The following is a 17,589-nucleotide window of genomic DNA, read 5'->3' on the forward strand; positions in this document are numbered from 1 at the left end:
TTGAGTATTTATTGTTTGGTAACCTTAAATTCAGTTCTTCTGTTCAGCTGACGGCCTTGTGGATTATCTTTTCCACTAGGAAGCTGATTGGGTGCAATAGGCTTACTAAAACCATAACCCTTAGCGGTTATCCTGCTGGCAGCAATACCTTTTTTCACCAGGTAATCCACACACGACTGCGCTCTTCTTTCTGACAGCTTCAGATTGTAAGCAGCCTTACCTACATTATCGGTATGTGCGCTCAGCTCGATTTCCAGTGTCTCATTGTCAACCAGTTTCTGGTAGAGTTTATCCAGGATAACTTCTGATGCCGGATTAAGCTTATAACTATTAAAGTCGTACAGGATATTTTCAAGGATAACTGGTTTATTGATAATGAACCCATCCAGACAGATCCGCGGATTCAGGAGCGTATCTAATTTAGCCAGTTCATCATAATTATAACTCAGCACCTTTTTGAAATACAGGTTCTTCTCCGCCTTTATTCTTAGCTGACGGTTAGAATTAACCTTAAACCTATATTTACCATCTGCCTCAGTAATTACCTTCATAACCTGTGTCGAGTCTGTCAGGGTAACCACCGCACTATCCAATGGTAAATTGGTTTTACAATCCAGCACTGTTCCTTCTACAGTCAGGAAATCCTTTTTGACATGAAAGATCTCCAGACAACATACCGACTCTCTGTCAGAGCTGATATATCCTTCGCTATCCTCACTATCGGATGGGGTAAAATAAGCATCATCCTTTGAAGAGTTAAACGGGAACCCTAAGTTTCTTGGCTCCGTCCAGGTACCAAAGTCGCCCGAGCTTTCATAGAAATCCAGTCCGCCCATGCCTACTCTTCCATCACTGCTGAACAGTAATTTTTTATTCCGGTCATTATAATAAGGCGCCTCATCATTCTCTTTAGAATTGATTGTATTTCCCATATTGGAAGCTTCGCTTAAAGTACCATCACTACGAAGCTTGCAATACCAAAGATCAAACTTACCCAATCCGCCAGGTCTGTCTGAAGAGAAAATAAGGTATTTTCCATCTTTAGTAACAAAAGGCTGCATCGAGTTAAACCCTTCCACATTAACCTCTGTACCCAGCACTTTTGGCGCTGCCCAGACATCTCCGGTACCTCTGGAAACATTCACCTGGTATATCTTTTTATTACCTGACCCGCTCCAGATCGTCATATACATGACCCTTCCGTTAGGACTGAATGCCGGAGCAGCAAACTCTTTACCTTTTTCAGGTGTACCCATTTTTTTCACCGTGGTTGATGTTCTCTGCGGGTTTCCGGAAGCCGAATAAATTGCATTGATAAAAGGGTTCTCTGCTTTGACAACTTTAGTCTTCATCTTATTGTCCCGGACAGTCTGCGTTTTATTACCTACCGCAACAGGTCTGGATGAAGTAAAATAGAAGTTATTGTTCATCAGCAGAGGTGCATAGTTAGAACCCTGATCATTAATTTGATTCAGCAGTTTACTGAATTTATATAAGCGTGGATAACGCATTTCATACATCGCGAAATTACAAGAAGCAATTTCAAGTTTTGCCTTCTCTGCATAGTCATCATTCCCCTTATATTTAGTTAAAAACTCTTTAAAGGAAATAATTGCATCGTTGAATTTTTGATTGGAACGCTGACTTTCTCCGAAATAAAATAAGCTTAAGGCATACTTAGGGTCGCTGAAGTTTCTGGCAATGGCGTACCAGGCTTCTGCTCCCCTAAAGTCCTTATAAAGCCGGAGTGAAGAAGCTAACTGAAAAACACAATATTCATATTCAGGTCGTTTTGGACTCTCTTTTTTCACCTTAGCTTCAAAAGCATAAGGCACAACAAAACCCGTTGTATCTGTTGAAATATTTAATGCTTTTTTATAGTATTCGGCCGCCGCATAATAGTCCTTGTTCTGGAAATATACATCAGCAACTCTTTTATTATTGGTTACATATTGGGCCTGTGCTCCTGTACTTAATAAACAGATCAAAAGCAATAGTCTGAGAGGTTTCATATTTGTGGGTTATAAGCGTGGACAAAAGAAGTTAGGACCTGAAATCCCCTTGCGGCTGGTAAAGGATATTGACAACTCCAATCCACCTTTACTTCCTGTTGCACGGTTAAGCCCCGAAGTATTAAAGTCATAACTTACCCCAAAAGTCATATTTTTCAGGTGCAACCCGAAGAAAGCTATTGCAGCATCATCAAAACGGTAATTCGATCCAAACATCAGGTCTGCTTCCGGATTAACATAAAACTGTCCGTAAGCCCCAATCGAAGTTTCATGGGCATTTCCTTGCTTCATGTAAAGTCCATTTGGCGTAATATCAAATACATCATTCACTTTAACACGGGCACCGCCATGCGCAGTATAGCGGATAGGTATTCTGACATCATTTCCAAGGAAACGGTCAATTGGCCTGGTCAGGTGATTGGCTGCAACTCCTGCAAATACATTGACACGTTTGTCTCCGCTTCCATCAAAGTACATCGCACCGACATTGACATCAGGCACGAGTGTATTACTGGATGTAAAGTTTTCATTAAAGGGTAAACCCGGGTCGTATCCGGTTCCAGGGTTAAACTGGTTGCCCAGTGTAACTTTCGAAGGATCAAAACTCTTGTTTAATATCCCTGCCTGCAAACCAAAGTTGATCATGTTTAAACCGGCACGGCCAAAACGAATCCGGTAAGCAGCCGAAGCCAGCGCATTCAGGTAATTATAACTCACATCTCCTGCATTCTGATTCAGGATCATCCCTCCAAAAGCAAGATTTTTAGTAGGCGCCATATCAAATGAGGCGCCTGCTGTGAGGTAAGAATGGGAGATTGATCCCCATTGTTGTTTAGCATTTACTGATACTCTGTAGTCTCCATCGATTACCCCGGTTAAACCCGGGTTAAGCCATAATGGATTGGCATAATATTGTGAAAAGTGAGGATCGATCTGCGCACTAACCTTCGAAGCTCCCGTAATGCACAACAAGCCCAAGACGATGATTTTTGATAGTTTCTTCATGTTATTCATATTTCAGGTTAATGGGTCTGTTATCTTAAAATGGTTACTGTTCCTTTTCTCTTATCTGTAGAGCCGTCTGTGAGGGTTAATTCTACGTAGTACACATATACACCGTTCGGCTGTATTTGCCCTCTGTATGAACCGTCCCATCCTACTTGCGGCTGCAATGATTCGAAGATGAACTGTCCCCACTGGTTATAGATTCGCATTCTCATTTTAGCAATTGCATTTCCATATACATAGAAGACATCATTTTTACCATCTCCGTTTGGCGTAAATGTATTTGGAATAAATACATCGTTAGGTACTGTTCCATCGGTTGCTGTACCAGTTACACTGCCCGCGGCACTGGTTTGACAAGTGGTACTTCCTTTTGCTCTCACCATCAGTTTAACACTAGTGTTTGCCGGAAGTCCTGAGATCAGGTGTGTAGTACCAGCAGCTCCCGAACTTGGATTGGTCCAGGTTGTTCCGCCATCCATAGATACTTCATAACTGGTTGCTCCCGGAACATCGTTCCAGCTAAAGGTGATACTGCTCAGCGTGCTTGATTTAACCACCACCACTGGTGATGAAAGTGCCGCTGCCACAGTAACATTGACTGCAATTCTGCCACTGGTCGCTGTTCCTGAAATCGCTTCAACATAGAAGACAGTCGTTGCGGTGATAGCCGGTGTCGTGAAGGCTGGCCCTGTGAACAATACGCTTCCACCGGTTGGCGTGTTATACCAGTTATAGGTCACTCCTGTCAGTGCGTTGGTTACAGTTAAGGTAACCGGGCTGCCTCCGCAGCTTACCGCATCTCCTACTGCTGATGCTGGTACGGTCACGTTAACGGTATAAGTGTTGGTTGCTGTCAATCCGTTTCCATCAGTAACAGTTACCACTACAGAGAAGCTTCCTCCTAGTGTTGGCTTTCCTGAGATTACCCTGGTTGCCGGATCAAAGTTTAACCCAGGAGGCAAGCCTGTAGCTACATAGCTAAATGGTGCCGTTCCGCCAACTACCGCTGGTAAGGTTTGGGGCGTATATGAGCTGCCTACCTGCCCGTCTGGTAAAGTTGCTGGTGGCAAGGTCATTTGTGTGCTGCTGCCAACACCAAGAACGAAAGCGGCTACCGCTGTACATCCTTTACTATCAGTAGCAGTGACAGCGAAGGCATAACTTCCTGCTGTAGTTGGTGTCCCGGTTAGTAATCCTGCCGATGACAATGACAAACCTGCCGGAAGCGTACTTCCTGACTCCAGGCTATAAGTATAACCTGGGGTACCTCCCGTTGCTGAGCCAACCTGTGCAGAATAAGTAGTTGAAGTAGAGGCACCAGCTAATGTTGCACCGTTGTAAATCAACGCCGGGTTCACCGTTAAGACTACTGCTTTGGCAGTGGCAGGCGAACTTTCACAAGTATTCGGCCCTTGCACCGTCACATAGTAAGTCGTATTGGCTGTAAGTACTGGCGTATTGAATACAGCTCCTGTAAATACAGAGTTAGTTAAAGCAGCATCAGTGTACCATTTAAATGTTGGGTTACTTACAGTTGTACTGCTTGCCGTTAAACTGGCTCCGGAACCTCCGCACACTACTGAAGGTACACCTGTGATGGTAATATCTGCTGAGCTGGCAGGAGTTTTCAGGTTCACATTTACTGCGACTCTTGTACTGGTTATTCCAGCCAGGCCTTCTACATAATAAATGGTGTTCGTTGTGATTGCAGGAGTCTGGAAACTTGTTCCTGTAAAAATCGGGATTCTCGCAGTCGCATCTGCAAACCAGTTATAAGTTATTGCAGGTACAGCATTGGTTACCACTAAAGTAACACGGCCCCCTCCGCAATTCGATCCGTCAGCAACAACCGGTGCTGGTACAGTCACATTCAGCGAATAGTTTGCCGAAGCATTTCTGTTACTTGCGTCGGTTACTGTCATGGTTATGGTGAACATACCACCTATAGTTGGTGTTCCTGTAATGTTCCTGGTTGCCTGATCAAAGTTTAATCCTGGAGGCAAGCCTGTTGTTACGTAAGTATAAGGGGATGTTCCACCAATTGCAGCTGGTAAAGTTTGTACAGGATAAGCTGTACCTACTTGTCCGTCTGGCAAGGTTGCAGCTGGTAGTGACAATACAGCTGTAGTACCAATATTCAGCGTGAATATGCCTTGAGCACTACAGCCTTTACTGTCCGAGGCATTAATTGAGAAAGTATAGTTTCCAGCTGTCGTTGGTGTTCCGCTGATTAATCCTGTAGATGACAAGGATAATCCTGCTGGTAAAGCACTGCCCGGAGCCAGCGCATAAGTATAAGGTGCTGTTCCACCAGTTGCAGGATCAATTTGTACACTGTATGGATTGATTGTAGAGCCGTCACTTAGCGCCTTACCTGTAAAGTTCAATGGAGCGTTAACATTTAAAGTGACGGCCAGTGCCTGTCCAGGAAGATTTGGACATTTATTCAGTCCGTTTACAGTTACGTAGTAGGTTTTGGTTGTGGCTAATGCAGGTACATTGAAAACATCACCTGTAAATACCGCGTTCATTAAAGTAGCATCGGTATACCAGGTAAATACCGGGTTAACTACAGTCAGACTGCTTGCAGTTAAAGTTGTACCTGATCCGGAGCAAATAATTGCCGGGATGCCATTCACACTGATATCTGAAGCAGTTGCTGGTGGATTCACAATCAGGGTAACAATTTTTGCATCAGCTGCTGCATTTTTACATTTGTTGGTTCCCTGAACAGTTACGTAATAAAGCGTATTTGTTGAGGATGCAGTTGCAACGAATGTTGGACCGGTCTGTGCCACCATCGTTAATGCAGCGTCTTTATACCAGATGAATACTGGATTGGTCACTGTAGTTGAGGTCGCGGTTAAAGTAACCTGAGTGCCTGCACAAGTACTCACTGGTATACCAGTTACGGTAATATCAGCAGCAGTAGCTGGTGGGTTCACAGTTAAGGTAACCACTTTGGCCGTACCCGCTGTATTTGCACATTTGTTATCTGCTTTTACAGTGACATAGTAATTCGTAGTTACTGTTACCGGAGGCACATTATAGGTTGCTCCTGTAAATACTGCATTGGTTAATGCGGCATCGGTATACCAGGTAAATACTGGATTAGTCAATGTGCTGGTGGCTGTTAATACAGCACCTGAACCTACGCAAACAGAATTTTCTGCACCGGTAACGGTGATATCATCAGCGGTAGCAGGTGGATTAATAGTAATGGCAACCGGAGTTCTTGCCGAGGTATTTCCACAAGTGTTACCGTTTGAGGCTTCTACATAATAAGTGGTAGTTCCTGCTGCCAGACTCGACGGTGTAATAAAGGTATTTGTATTTGAGGCAATCAGGTTTCCTCCGGTTAATGCATCGTACCAGTTAAAAGTCACACCCGTAACCGGATCTACTCTTAAAGTAACAGGAGTATTCAGACAAGTTGTTGCCGGATTTCCTGTTGCTGGTACCGCAGGCGCAGCCGAACCAGTAATGATAGCTGTGACTGTTGTTTTCACTAATCCCGGACAAGTACCACGGGTTGCGTTTACAGTATAGGTATAAGTTCCGGCAGTCAGCGTTGTTGGTGTACTAAAAGTTGCAGTGTTACTCACTACAGCACCTGCGCTATCGTACCAGGTATAAGTTACTCCCGTTACAGGATTGCTCACTGCAAATGTTGCAGCGTTGCCTTCGCATGCTGAAACACTAGTTGCAACAACTGTTGGAGGCGCTATAATCCGCTGTGCGTAATTCAGGTTGATAGAGGTCAGCAGACCTGCTGCTCCGGATTTAAGTTTCACTTCGATGGCATCGAAAGTAGTGCCCGGAGTAAATTGAACAACAAAGTTTTTATTAGCAGTAACGACATTCAGATTAAGTTGCGGATCAGTAATGTTCTTTTCATCATTATTACTTATTCCATTTTTATAAGTCGTTACGGTAATATTATTAGCAAGCCCCATGGTAAGCAATGCCCCTGTTTGAGTAAGGCTCACTTTAACCTGATCACCAGGAGTTGAAAGTCCTGCAAAACCTACGCGCTGACTTACATAACTATTCGCTAAGCCAACCGGGATAAAGAGTGAAGAACTTGTGGTAGAATCGTTGTCTAAAGCAAAAGCAGGATTTGAAACACCTGCGAATAAAGCAGGTCCATTTACTGTGTTGCCCAGATCAACTGTTGCCCCTTCACAAGGAACTGTTCCTGGATTTGATGGCGTATTATTTACAGTAACCACAACCGAAGCGGCAGCCGACACACAAGTTCCTGCTGTACCTTCTGCGGTTACATAGAAAGTAGTAGTTGCAGTAAGCGGGTTAGTTGCAAACATTCCGTTTGCACCATTGGTCAAAGTTGACAATTCTGGTGTGCCTGGCGTAACAGCCGGATCAGCACCATACCAGTGATAGGTTAAGCCGGTAGTTGATGAGTTTGCGATCAGCACTGCTTTCTCACCAGAGTTAATAGTGACTGCTGCCGGAGTAAGTACCGGTGGAGTTAAGCTGCCAACAGTTACTGCTATTGCTGCTTTTGCAGAGGTAGTACCGCATGCATTAACAGCTTCTACTTCATAAGTTACATCTGCGGTAACCACATCAGTAAATGTTGCAGTAGTCTGCCCTGGAACCAATACACCAGCTTTATACCAGTTATAGGTTACACCTGCCTGAGGGTTTTGTACTTTGATTTGTATACTTGATCCTGCACAGGTACTCTGTGATGGAGCAAGTAATAAAGGAGTAGAAGGTGCAGGGCTAACTGTCACATTCACCTGAGTTCTTGAACTTCCGCAGCCCCCTCTTGATGCTTCTACAAAGAATTTAGTATCCGCAGTAATCGCTGGTGTGATAAAAGTAGCCCCGTCATTACCTAAGTAAGTTCCGGCGGCGTCGTACCATTTATAGATAATACCCGGCAGCGGAGCTGGCACAGATAAAGTTGCTGTTCCATTTAAACATGCAGTTACATCAGCCGAAGCAACAACTGGTGCAGTTGCTGTTCTTTTAGCATAGTTAAAGTTAATAGAGGTTAAAGCGCCCAGAAGACCTGAATTCAATTTAACTTCTACCCCGTCAAACTGAGCTGCCGGAACAAATGTAAGCAGGGCCAGATTGCCACCACTTAATAATTTAAGGTTTATAATCGGATTGTTAATCGCAACGCCATCATTGTTGCTGGTATTGCCCTGGTAAGTAGTTACAGTTATACTTGGAACAAGCGCAAGTGACAATAGCTGACCCGGTGAATTTAACAATACACGTACTGTATCACCTACGTTAGACAGACCTGTGAAAATCGCTTTTTGATAAACATTTGAGCCTATACCTACTGGTATTGCTAAGGTTGATCCTGTTTGCTGATCTCCGTCAATTGCTAATTCCGGATTATCTACCCTGGCTAATATAGAAACTAAACCTCCAACGCCATTGGTCTGACTGGCTGGTCCTTCACAACCTACTGGTATAGGTGTTCCGGTTGGCACTACTGTGATCGTTTGTTGTACTCTGATAGAAGAGGCACAACCGGTCACTGTAGAAACCGCATCCAGATAGAAAGTAGTAGTTGCGGTAAGTGGTGGGGTTAAATAAGTTGCTCCGGTAAATACGGGAGTAGTTGCAGCAGCATCTGTGTACCAGTTAAAGGTAACGTTGTTTTCTGTTGAGGTTCCTGTCAGGCTTACACGCTGACCTTGTGCTACTGTAGTCATTGCAGTAGTAATCAGTGGTGTAACCGGGCGGGCATTAACAGTAACATTTGCTGCAGTACGGGTTGCTGAAACGCAGCTTCCATTGGTAGCTTCTACGTAATAAGTTGTATTGACAGTTAATGCAGGTGTTGTGAAAACCGGACCTGTAAACAAGGCTGTTCCACCTGTAGCATCCGCATACCATTTATAAGTAATTCCAGCTACCGGGCTGTCTACGGATAAGGTGGCTGGTAAACCTGCACAAACCGGAACTACTGTGGCCAGAACCGGAGGCGTAAGCCCTGTGGTTACCGTAACAGTGACCGGAAGACGGGTGGCATTCGCACAACCATTTTTACTTACCTGTAAGTAGTAAACTGTAGTTGCTGTTAGCGCTGGTGTGGTAAAAATATTGTCGGTCGATAAGATTGTACCTCCGGTTGCCGCACTATACCAGGCAATGGTTGTGCCGGTTATTGGTGCAACTTGTAAAGTCGCTGTTGAGCCCGAGCAAATAGTTTGATTTCCTGTAACTATAGTTGGGTTTGGAGCCACAACATCTGCCCCATAAATATATACATTGATCAATGCGGATAACACTGCATTCACTTTAACTTCTACTCTGTCATAAACACCACCTGTTGCAACAGTAACATTAAATCTGTTTCCTCCTAATAAATTGAGATGAATCAAAGATGAGTTTAGCGGATAGCTGCTTACAACAGTAGCTCCATTCATCACATTAATGGTAGTTCCACCAAGTACAGATAAGTCTAACAGACCTGATGGTATTTCCAGATCAAGACGAACACTATCTGTTGCTACGCCAGGATTCTGAAAAATCAGACGCTGATATCCTGTAGTTCCGATACCTGCTGGCAGAGATATCCTGGTATAGTTGGTCAGGTCAGCATCTGTAGAATTGGCTGGATCAAAGATCGCACAGGCCACACAAAGTAAGCCACCTGTAATTCCGCTTTCTTGTTTGGTTGCCGCATAACAGTTTGGATTAACTGTTCCGTTAATCACACTAACCACTACAGGAACTCTGACTGCACTGGTACAACCAAAACTATTCGAGGTTCCAACATAGTAAGTAGCATTTGCATTCAGCACTGGTGTAGTAAAAGTCCCACCAGAAAACAGTTCAATACCACCTGTCGCTGCTACATACCATTTGATAGTTGAACCAGAAGTAGCGGTAGCCTGAAGAGTTGCTGTCTGGCCGGCACTGATTGTTACACTATTAATCACAACAGCTGGTGCATCTGGCGCAGGGTTTACCGTTACATTAACCGGAATACGTGCACTTACCGCTGATCCCGAAACTGCTTCTGCATAATAAGTGGTAGTCACTGTTAGTGCAGGCGTAGTAAATGTGGTTCCGGTACCGAGTGGGGTATTCCCGGTAGAAGAATAGAAATTATAAGTTACCCCGGCAGTAACATTATCAACTGTTAAAGTTGCTGAGTTACCACTACAAACAGTAGTACCAGCTACAACAGGTGCATCAACAGTAATATTCAATGCATAATCTGTACTGGTCGTATTCCCTGCATTATCAGTAACTTTCATCGTAATGGTATAATTACCACCAGCAGTTGGAGTTCCTGAAATTACCCGGGTTGCAGCGTTGAAGCTTAAACCAGCTGGTAATTGATTTGCCGCAATGCTATATGTATAAGGACCTGTACCACCTGTTACTGCTGGCAAACTTGGAGAGGTATAACCAGTACCTACTTTACCATTTGCTAAAGTAGCGGTTGGTAGTGTAAGTGCACCGGCAACCTTTAAAGTATAAGGAACAGTGATCGTATTGTTTGCTGCATCGGTTACTTTGATTGAAAGTGTGAAAGTACCGGATTGCGCAGGTGTTCCTGAAACAGTTTTAGTTAAAGGATCAAAAGTCAGTCCCGGAGGCAGGTTCAAACCTGCATAGGTATAAGGACCGGTTCCACCAGTGGCGTCTGGAATCGTCTGGGTTGGATAAACTACATTCACCTCTCCGTCAGGAAATACAACATTACCTAATGCCAGCGCATCTCTAACGGTAATGGTATAGTTCAGGGTAGCGGTATTGTTTTCATTATCGGTTACAGTGACCGGGAAAGTGAAAGTACCCGTTTGTGTTGGTGTACCTGTAATTGCCCTGGTTACCGGATCAAAACTTAATCCAGGCGGCACGCCTGTCGCACTATAAGTAAAGACACCGCTTCCGCCTGTTGCTGAAGGTATAATCTGAGGAGCATAAGGCAGCCCTTTTGTACCGTCCGATAAAGTAGAAGCTGTAAGTACCAGCGGACTTCTAACTATAATCGTATAGGTAGTAGTCACGACATTTCCATCTGCATCAGTAACAGTTACCGGAATAGCATAGGTACCCGCAGTTGAAGGTGTTCCTGTTAACAATCCGGTTGCCGGATTTAAAGTAATCCCCGGAGGCAGATTGCTTGCAACATAAGTATAAGGTGTGCTGCCTCCTGTTGGAGTCGGCAATTGCGTATCCGGATAAACCTTATTGACCGTACCATTTGGCAAAGTTGCCGCTGGTAAAGTTAAAGTGCCTGTGATAGTTAACGTATGAATTGCAGTGGCTTTACATCCGCTGGCATCGGTTGCGATCAAACTAAAAGTTGTCGCTGCCGCTGCCGCAGTAGGTGTTCCACTGATCAAACCTGCCGAGGTCATGGTTAAACCCGAAGGCAATGCGCTCCCCTGGGCAATTGCATAAGTATATGGAGCTGTTCCGCTGGTTGCAGGGCCAACTTGTTTCGTATAGGCTTTACCAACTGTTCCATTGCTGAGTGGAGTTGCAGTAAACAGCAATGTTGGTTTAACAGTGACAACTACACTATCCAGATCAGATTCTGCAATACATCCTGTTTTCTGAGCAGCTACATAGTAGGTATAAACTCCGGCTGCCAGGCCAGTTTCTGTAAGGACATTAGCCGTTACCCCTGTAGCAGCTGTTCTTGGACCATTAGGGCCAACTTTTTTGTAGAAATTATAAGTATAACCAGCATTAGGACTTTGAGGGGTTAAAGTTAATGTACTACCTCCACATAGCGTTTGTGCATTGCCGGTTACACCGTCAAATAATGGTTTGGGTACTGTACGTTGCGCTTCGTGAATATTTAAACCTCCGGCAAGCAGGTTTCCGCCTACGGCCAGACCATTATCCAGTGTAACTTTTATCCTGTCAAATGGCGCACCCGGTGTAAAAAATACTGGAACCTGGGTATTATTTGTAAATAAGCCGAGTAAATCAAGATTAATTAATGTACCGAGTGAATTCAGATTTCCGACCGCCGTGTTCCCATTATAGGCTTGTACAGTAATCGTTTTCAGTACGTTCAAAGTGAGTACAGAGCCACCCTGTGAAAAGACGACCTTGGCCACATCGGTTGCAGAAGAAAGTCCGTTTAAATAAATAGTCTGAGAAACTGATGAGCCTAAAGTCACTACTCCTGCCTGAAGTTGTGAAAAAGTATTCAAGTTACCATCAATAGCATTCTGAGGATTAGAAACCAGGCTGGTTAAAGAAACATTCAGGCCTGTGGCTGCTACACTCGTAAAGATAGAAGAACTGCAATTATCAGCATCGTAATTAAATGCCGGATATACATTCATATTAATTGAACTTCCAAGACTGATTGAAAGTGCGTTACTCCGTACTCTTAAACGAATCCGGAGTGAATTGTAAGCAACAGATGAAGTAACTGCAAAATAAGTTTTTCCATTAACATCAGTTACAACCGTAGCTGAAACATTAGTAGCAGGTATAACCGTACCATCACTGCCAGCGGTTGCGCCAGTATAAGCATCAATTTGCACGATCCTTTTGGAGAACAGACCGGTTAGATCTCCAACAATTCCCAGCAAATCAAGGTTTAAACCATTATTGGTAGGCTGGTCAAAACGAATATAAGTAGTTTTTCCAGCAATCAGCGGGCTGCCATATTTAAGCTGAATATACGCCTCCCCTTCATACCCTAATCCGAGTAAGCTGAAATATCTGGCATTCAGTGTGGCCGGAGCTCCTGGTGGTTGCAAAATTGCATTTCCAGGATTATCGATCGATGCCACATTACCAGGATTGGAATTCGGATTATCCGATCCAATGTTATAGCTGGCAATTCCTGTAGAAGGAGTTACAGTAGCGTAATTTTTAGTTTGTGCATACGATCGTGTACCGAATAGCGTTATAGCTAGTATACTAACGAGAAGACAGAGGTATTTTTTTAAAATTCGGGGAGTAGAAGTATATTTCATACCGGCAGTTTTAGAGGTTAACTTTAATACTTTCTGACAATTTTAAGTAAAGGGAACCTCTAATCTTGTGTTCAAATCATTCATTTAAGCCGATCAAAATGAACGGCTCATTCCATTCATTTTGTTCAATTTTTCGTTTCTAATTCAGAAAATTGCAAGCATCCGCTTTTAAACGCATTCTAAAAGCATTTATCTGCTTAAAGGATAATTTGTTGCTTTTTTTATTTAAATCCTTTCTGTTCATTTATCACGTATATGTGTATATTCGATTACTATTGGTGTCTAACTAGCTTTTTAACTAAACTCGAATAATACAATAGAAAAAAACGGATCTATGGAATACAGTCACCGGCTGAACGAACTTAAAAGCTTGATTCTCTTAAAATGTGGTATTCGATTTATTACGCCTGCTGACTGTAAGAGAATCTCAATTGAGATTAGTAAGCACCTTAACAAGAACGTAAGTGAAACGACTATTAAAAGGTTATTTGGTTTCGCTGTTGTTAAACATAAGTTTTCTACGTTCACCCTGACCACCCTTGCTGAATATGTTGACATTGCATCGGTTGATGTAATTGATCTGCCACAACCTGGTCATCCTACAGACGAATGGAAAAATCTTAAAGATAAAGCTGACAAGATTACCCAGTTCACGTTAAAAACTATAAGGAACAGATCCGGTATCCCCTATGATATTACGATCAGCCGGAAATTCGCAGCGTATGATTTTGATGAGTTTTATGCTGGCGACTATATCTTCACCAGTGTAATTTCACAACCTGGTTATGGGAAGACAATTTTACTCAGCCATTTAGCAGAAGACCTGTTTTATAAACAGGATGCTGCCTATAAAGATTCAACCATCTTATTTGTTCAGGCCTATAACTTCTTCAGTAAAGACCATGCAGATCTTAATATGGAAGATCAGCTCAAGTTGCAGCTGCAAATAGACCCTGCTGAAAACACACTCGAATATATTAATAATATTCAGGCGGCACATGGTGGTAAGTTTATTATCATGTTAGATGGATTTGCCGAACTGATTTTAAAGAAAGAAGATAAAAACCGTTTATTTGATAATATCATTAATCTGATCTGTTCACTGGAAGATTACAAGAATATCAAGTTAATGATGAGTCTGCGTTCTACGACCTGGATGAGATTTTATGAACGCATCCGCCATTCTTCTTTCCTGAAGTCAAAATGGTTCCCGGGCAACTATTTTAATCTTCATGAATTGTCCAACGTCCCTCCGCTTACGGAAAAGGAAGTAGACGTGATTATTTCTAAAATCAACTACCTGGACAATAAAGAAATCAATCCGAGACTCAAAGCTCAGTTGAAATTCCCATTGCATATCCAGCTCTATTATCAGCTCAAAGAAGAAGATCCCGATTTTAACTATTATACAAACATTACTTTTTATGAACTGGTTTCCCGTTTTATTCAGGAAAAGATTTACCGTTCAAATTATTATACGGAGAAGATACTTTTCCTGAAAAAAATCATTCAGCTTACTGAATATGGAAAACAAACCAATGCGGTAGAAAAAGATAGCCTGCTCTCCGAACTTTCTGCTTTCAGAAATGCCTATATGGAATTACTGGCAGATGGTATTCTGATGGAAGAAAAGAGAACAGAAAATGCGCATCCCAAAGAATATGTACGCTTTCTGCATCCGCATATGTTCGAGTATTTCCTTTTTGTTGAGATTCTGGAAAAGTTCCACCTCCAGGTGAACATGGACTTCTTCACTTATATCAATACAGAATACGAGGCTAATCAGGTTCGTTTCCAGCTTTTACAGTGGACTACACGTTTCCTGATTAAAACTGGCAATTTCCACGAACTGAAATCTGTTTTCAAATTGAACCTGAATAGCTTCGAGACTAATTATCTGATCCTGTTCATGGCCGAAGAGATTAAATACAGATCGAAGTTTAATCCTGACATTATCAGAGTACTGGACGAAAATCAGTTCCATGAGATCATCATCTCGAAACTTATCAATTTCGACTTTATTGATTCCTGTTATAAGGAGGCCGTTGCAGCTTTAATTGATATCGCCAGTAATGATGATCATTTATTAGTCTATAATTCGATATTAGGAGTTCTGGAGGTCATTAAGCTTGATAAAGAGGCTATCAAGGCAAGAATAAAAAATATCAGTACGCTGAATGCTACCGACTGGATGGTCAACCCTGTAGAAGCACTGGAAATTATCTATGCAAAGATTAATGCGGAACAACCCGCTGCAAGGAGTTTACTGGGTAATATTGAGAGCTTAAGAAATGGTGATAACCCTTTTGGGATCAGGCCTGAAAATCATATTGATCCCAGGCAAGGTATTTCCTATCTTCTGATCCTTTATGTGAACCTGTTTACTGGTGATGCCACTTCCGGCCACGAGGTAATTTCCAATATCGTCAAACTTCATCCAAGAGAATTTGCAAAAAGAACTACTTTCACTATTTATATACTCGCTGTTTATGGAATGTACAGTTCCAGAAGTGCTCCGGGAAAGAAAACAGACCAGATTGAAAATATCATAGTCTATTTATCGAACAGGAACTGCACCAATTTCGCCAAATATCAGGAAGTGATTTTACTGATGTTCCAGGCTCAGCAATATTACAACAGGAAAGAGTATGAAATTGCCATTCACCATACCAAAGAATGCCTGTTACTTTTCAGAAGAAACAATGTATTGCTGAACGCGATGTTCATGTTCAATCTGCTGATTAATATCTATACTGACCTTAAAGAGTTTGATCTGGTCAATGAATACAAATACGAGAAACTTTGTCTGCTTGATGAACACCATGTTTCAAGACAGCTATTTTAAGTTCCAATAAAAAACGGGTCTGTCTCTTTTAGAGACAGACCCGTTTTTTATTGGAACTTTATTTCTATTTATAATCAGCAGCTAATTTCAAAGCATTATAAGCATTGACAATTCCACCTGAGATACAAATATCTGCAAAAGGTACAGATTTCGGAGTTTCTCCTTCAGCACCTTCTATATCTACATTGTGATCAACTTTCACAACTGATTTCATAATGATATCCTTAACCTGTACAGCAGTTAATTTAGGATAATATTCTCTGATTAATGCAGCAACACCTGCAACTACAGGAGAAGCCATACTCGTACCATTATAAGCTTCGTATTTTGATCCTGGTACTGTAGAATAAATTTTCACACCCGGCGCAAATACATCAACTGTTGTTTTTCCATAGTTAGAGAAATCTGCTTTCAAAGTTTTATCATCAGCAGATCCCGAAGCACCTACTACAATATAAGCTGCTGCTGTTCCACCACCTTCATATCTGCGGTCAGGGAAGCTTTTCTCTACATCAAGGTCTTTATTGTCATTTCCTGCGGCCTGAATAATCAGTACATCTTTTGACATAGCATATTTAACGGCCTCATCAACGGCATTCTTATCCCATGAATAAGCTTTACCAAAACTCATATTCAGAACCTTCGCACCATTTGCAACGGCATAACGAATTGCGTTAGCAACATCTTTATCACGTTCATCACCATCTGGTACACTGCGAACCCCCATAATCTGAACATTATCAGCAACTCCTTTAATACCAATATTATTGATACGGTTTGCTGCTATAATTCCAGATACATGTGTTCCATGACTTGCATCAGGACCTGTCACATCATTATTTCCGTAGTTTCTTTGTTTGCTGTCTGCATAATTATCTCCTACAAACTCAGCCCTGGGATCAAAATCAAGATTTAAATTATACGCCAGCTGATCCTGGTAGTGCTCCAGACCTTTCACGATTTGTGCTTTATAGAAATCCTCATAGGTTGAATTCTGCAATTGAGAAACCATGATGTTTTTCAAACGGCCTTCCATATCAGAGGAAGCTTTATAGTTTTGGAAGTCAGCTAAAGTTGGATTTTCTTTACCCATGCTCTTCACCATTGCATCCAATGCAATTTTTAAACCGCCGATATTTGCAACAGCATTTTTAGCTTCATTGGTTTGCTTATCGAAATCAGCCTGCTCTTTTTGATATTGTTCGAATGCTGCCTTATCAGCTGGTTTAACTGTTTCGGCAGTTACCCCTTCAAATCTGGCCTTATCTCTGCGCAGTACGCGGGTAAGTTCTAATGCTTCATGACTTACAGAACCTTTCGCTGAACCAATAAAATTCCATCCATTTACATCATCTATATATCCGTTTTTATCGTCATCTTTTCCATTACCGGCAATTTCTTTTTTATTTACCCAGATTACACTCAGTAAATCTTCATGTTTAATGTCAACTCCACCATCCAGTACACCTACAATAACTGGTGTTGATTTTTTACCTTTTAATAATTCCAGGTATGCTTTTTCAGTACTTACACCAAATACAGAATCTTTCTTAAAGTCAAGGTTATGCCAGTTATCTTTCTGAGCCTGAGCAAAAGAGCTGAATCCTAATCCAGCAATAAGTGCGGCACTGAACAGACCACGTAATACAACTTTATTTTTCAATGTGTTCATATGTGTTAATTAAATTATACTCTAAACGCTAATATTGATATTTAGTTATGCTCCAGCCATCAAATTTAGCTTAACTGCGGGCTTTCACCATTATATTCA

At 42.1% G+C, this 17,589-nt stretch carries 5 protein-coding genes; 1 reads left to right on the forward strand and 4 read right to left on the reverse strand.

Translation table 11 applies throughout. The features are described from left to right. Positions 1–8: 8 nt before the first annotated feature. Genes HDE70_RS17920 through HDE70_RS17930 form a run of 3 tightly spaced genes read right to left on the reverse strand, consistent with a single transcriptional unit; the run spans position 9 to position 12,973 of the window. A complete protein-coding gene (locus HDE70_RS17920) occupies positions 9–2,012 on the reverse strand; it encodes an OmpA family protein (protein WP_183891448.1) in 2,004 nt (667 codons plus the stop codon). A gap of 9 nt (positions 2,013–2,021) precedes the next feature. After that, on the reverse strand, positions 2,022–3,017 hold the full coding sequence (locus tag HDE70_RS17925) for a PorP/SprF family type IX secretion system membrane protein (RefSeq protein WP_260161201.1): 996 nt from the start codon (positions 3,015–3,017) through the stop codon (positions 2,022–2,024). A gap of 29 nt (positions 3,018–3,046) precedes the next feature. Then, a complete protein-coding gene (locus HDE70_RS17930) occupies positions 3,047–12,973 on the reverse strand; it encodes a putative Ig domain-containing protein (RefSeq protein ID WP_183891449.1) in 9,927 nt (3,308 codons plus the stop codon). Between the two features lie 334 nt (positions 12,974–13,307). Between HDE70_RS17930 and HDE70_RS17935 the strand changes: the two genes are divergently transcribed. Further along, a complete protein-coding gene (locus HDE70_RS17935) occupies positions 13,308–15,818 on the forward strand; it encodes a hypothetical protein (RefSeq protein WP_183891450.1) in 2,511 nt (836 codons plus the stop codon). A 64-nt stretch (positions 15,819–15,882) separates the two neighbouring features. Here the strand turns inward: HDE70_RS17935 and HDE70_RS17940 are convergent, their stop codons facing one another. Then, positions 15,883–17,490, reverse strand: coding sequence for a S8 family peptidase (locus tag HDE70_RS17940; RefSeq protein WP_183891451.1), 1,608 nt, complete (start codon positions 17,488–17,490; stop codon positions 15,883–15,885). Between the last annotated feature and the right edge of the window lie 99 nt (positions 17,491–17,589).

The organism is Pedobacter cryoconitis (assembly GCF_014200595.1).
GTDB classification, from domain to species: Bacteria; Bacteroidota; Bacteroidia; order Sphingobacteriales; family Sphingobacteriaceae; genus Pedobacter; species Pedobacter cryoconitis_C.

Excerpts from the sequence above, each read along its gene's own strand:
- HDE70_RS17920 (WP_183891448.1), bottom strand. The coding sequence starts at position 2,012 with ATGAAACCTCTCAGACTATTGCTTTTGATCTGTTTATTAAGTACAGGA.
- HDE70_RS17925 (WP_260161201.1), bottom strand. The coding sequence starts at position 3,017 with ATGAAGAAACTATCAAAAATCATCGTCTTGGGCTTGTTGTGCATTACG.
- HDE70_RS17930 (WP_183891449.1), bottom strand. The coding sequence starts at position 12,973 with ATGAAATATACTTCTACTCCCCGAATTTTAAAAAAATACCTCTGTCTT.
- HDE70_RS17935 (WP_183891450.1), top strand. The coding sequence starts at position 13,308 with ATGGAATACAGTCACCGGCTGAACGAACTTAAAAGCTTGATTCTCTTA.
- HDE70_RS17940 (WP_183891451.1), bottom strand. The coding sequence starts at position 17,490 with ATGAACACATTGAAAAATAAAGTTGTATTACGTGGTCTGTTCAGTGCC.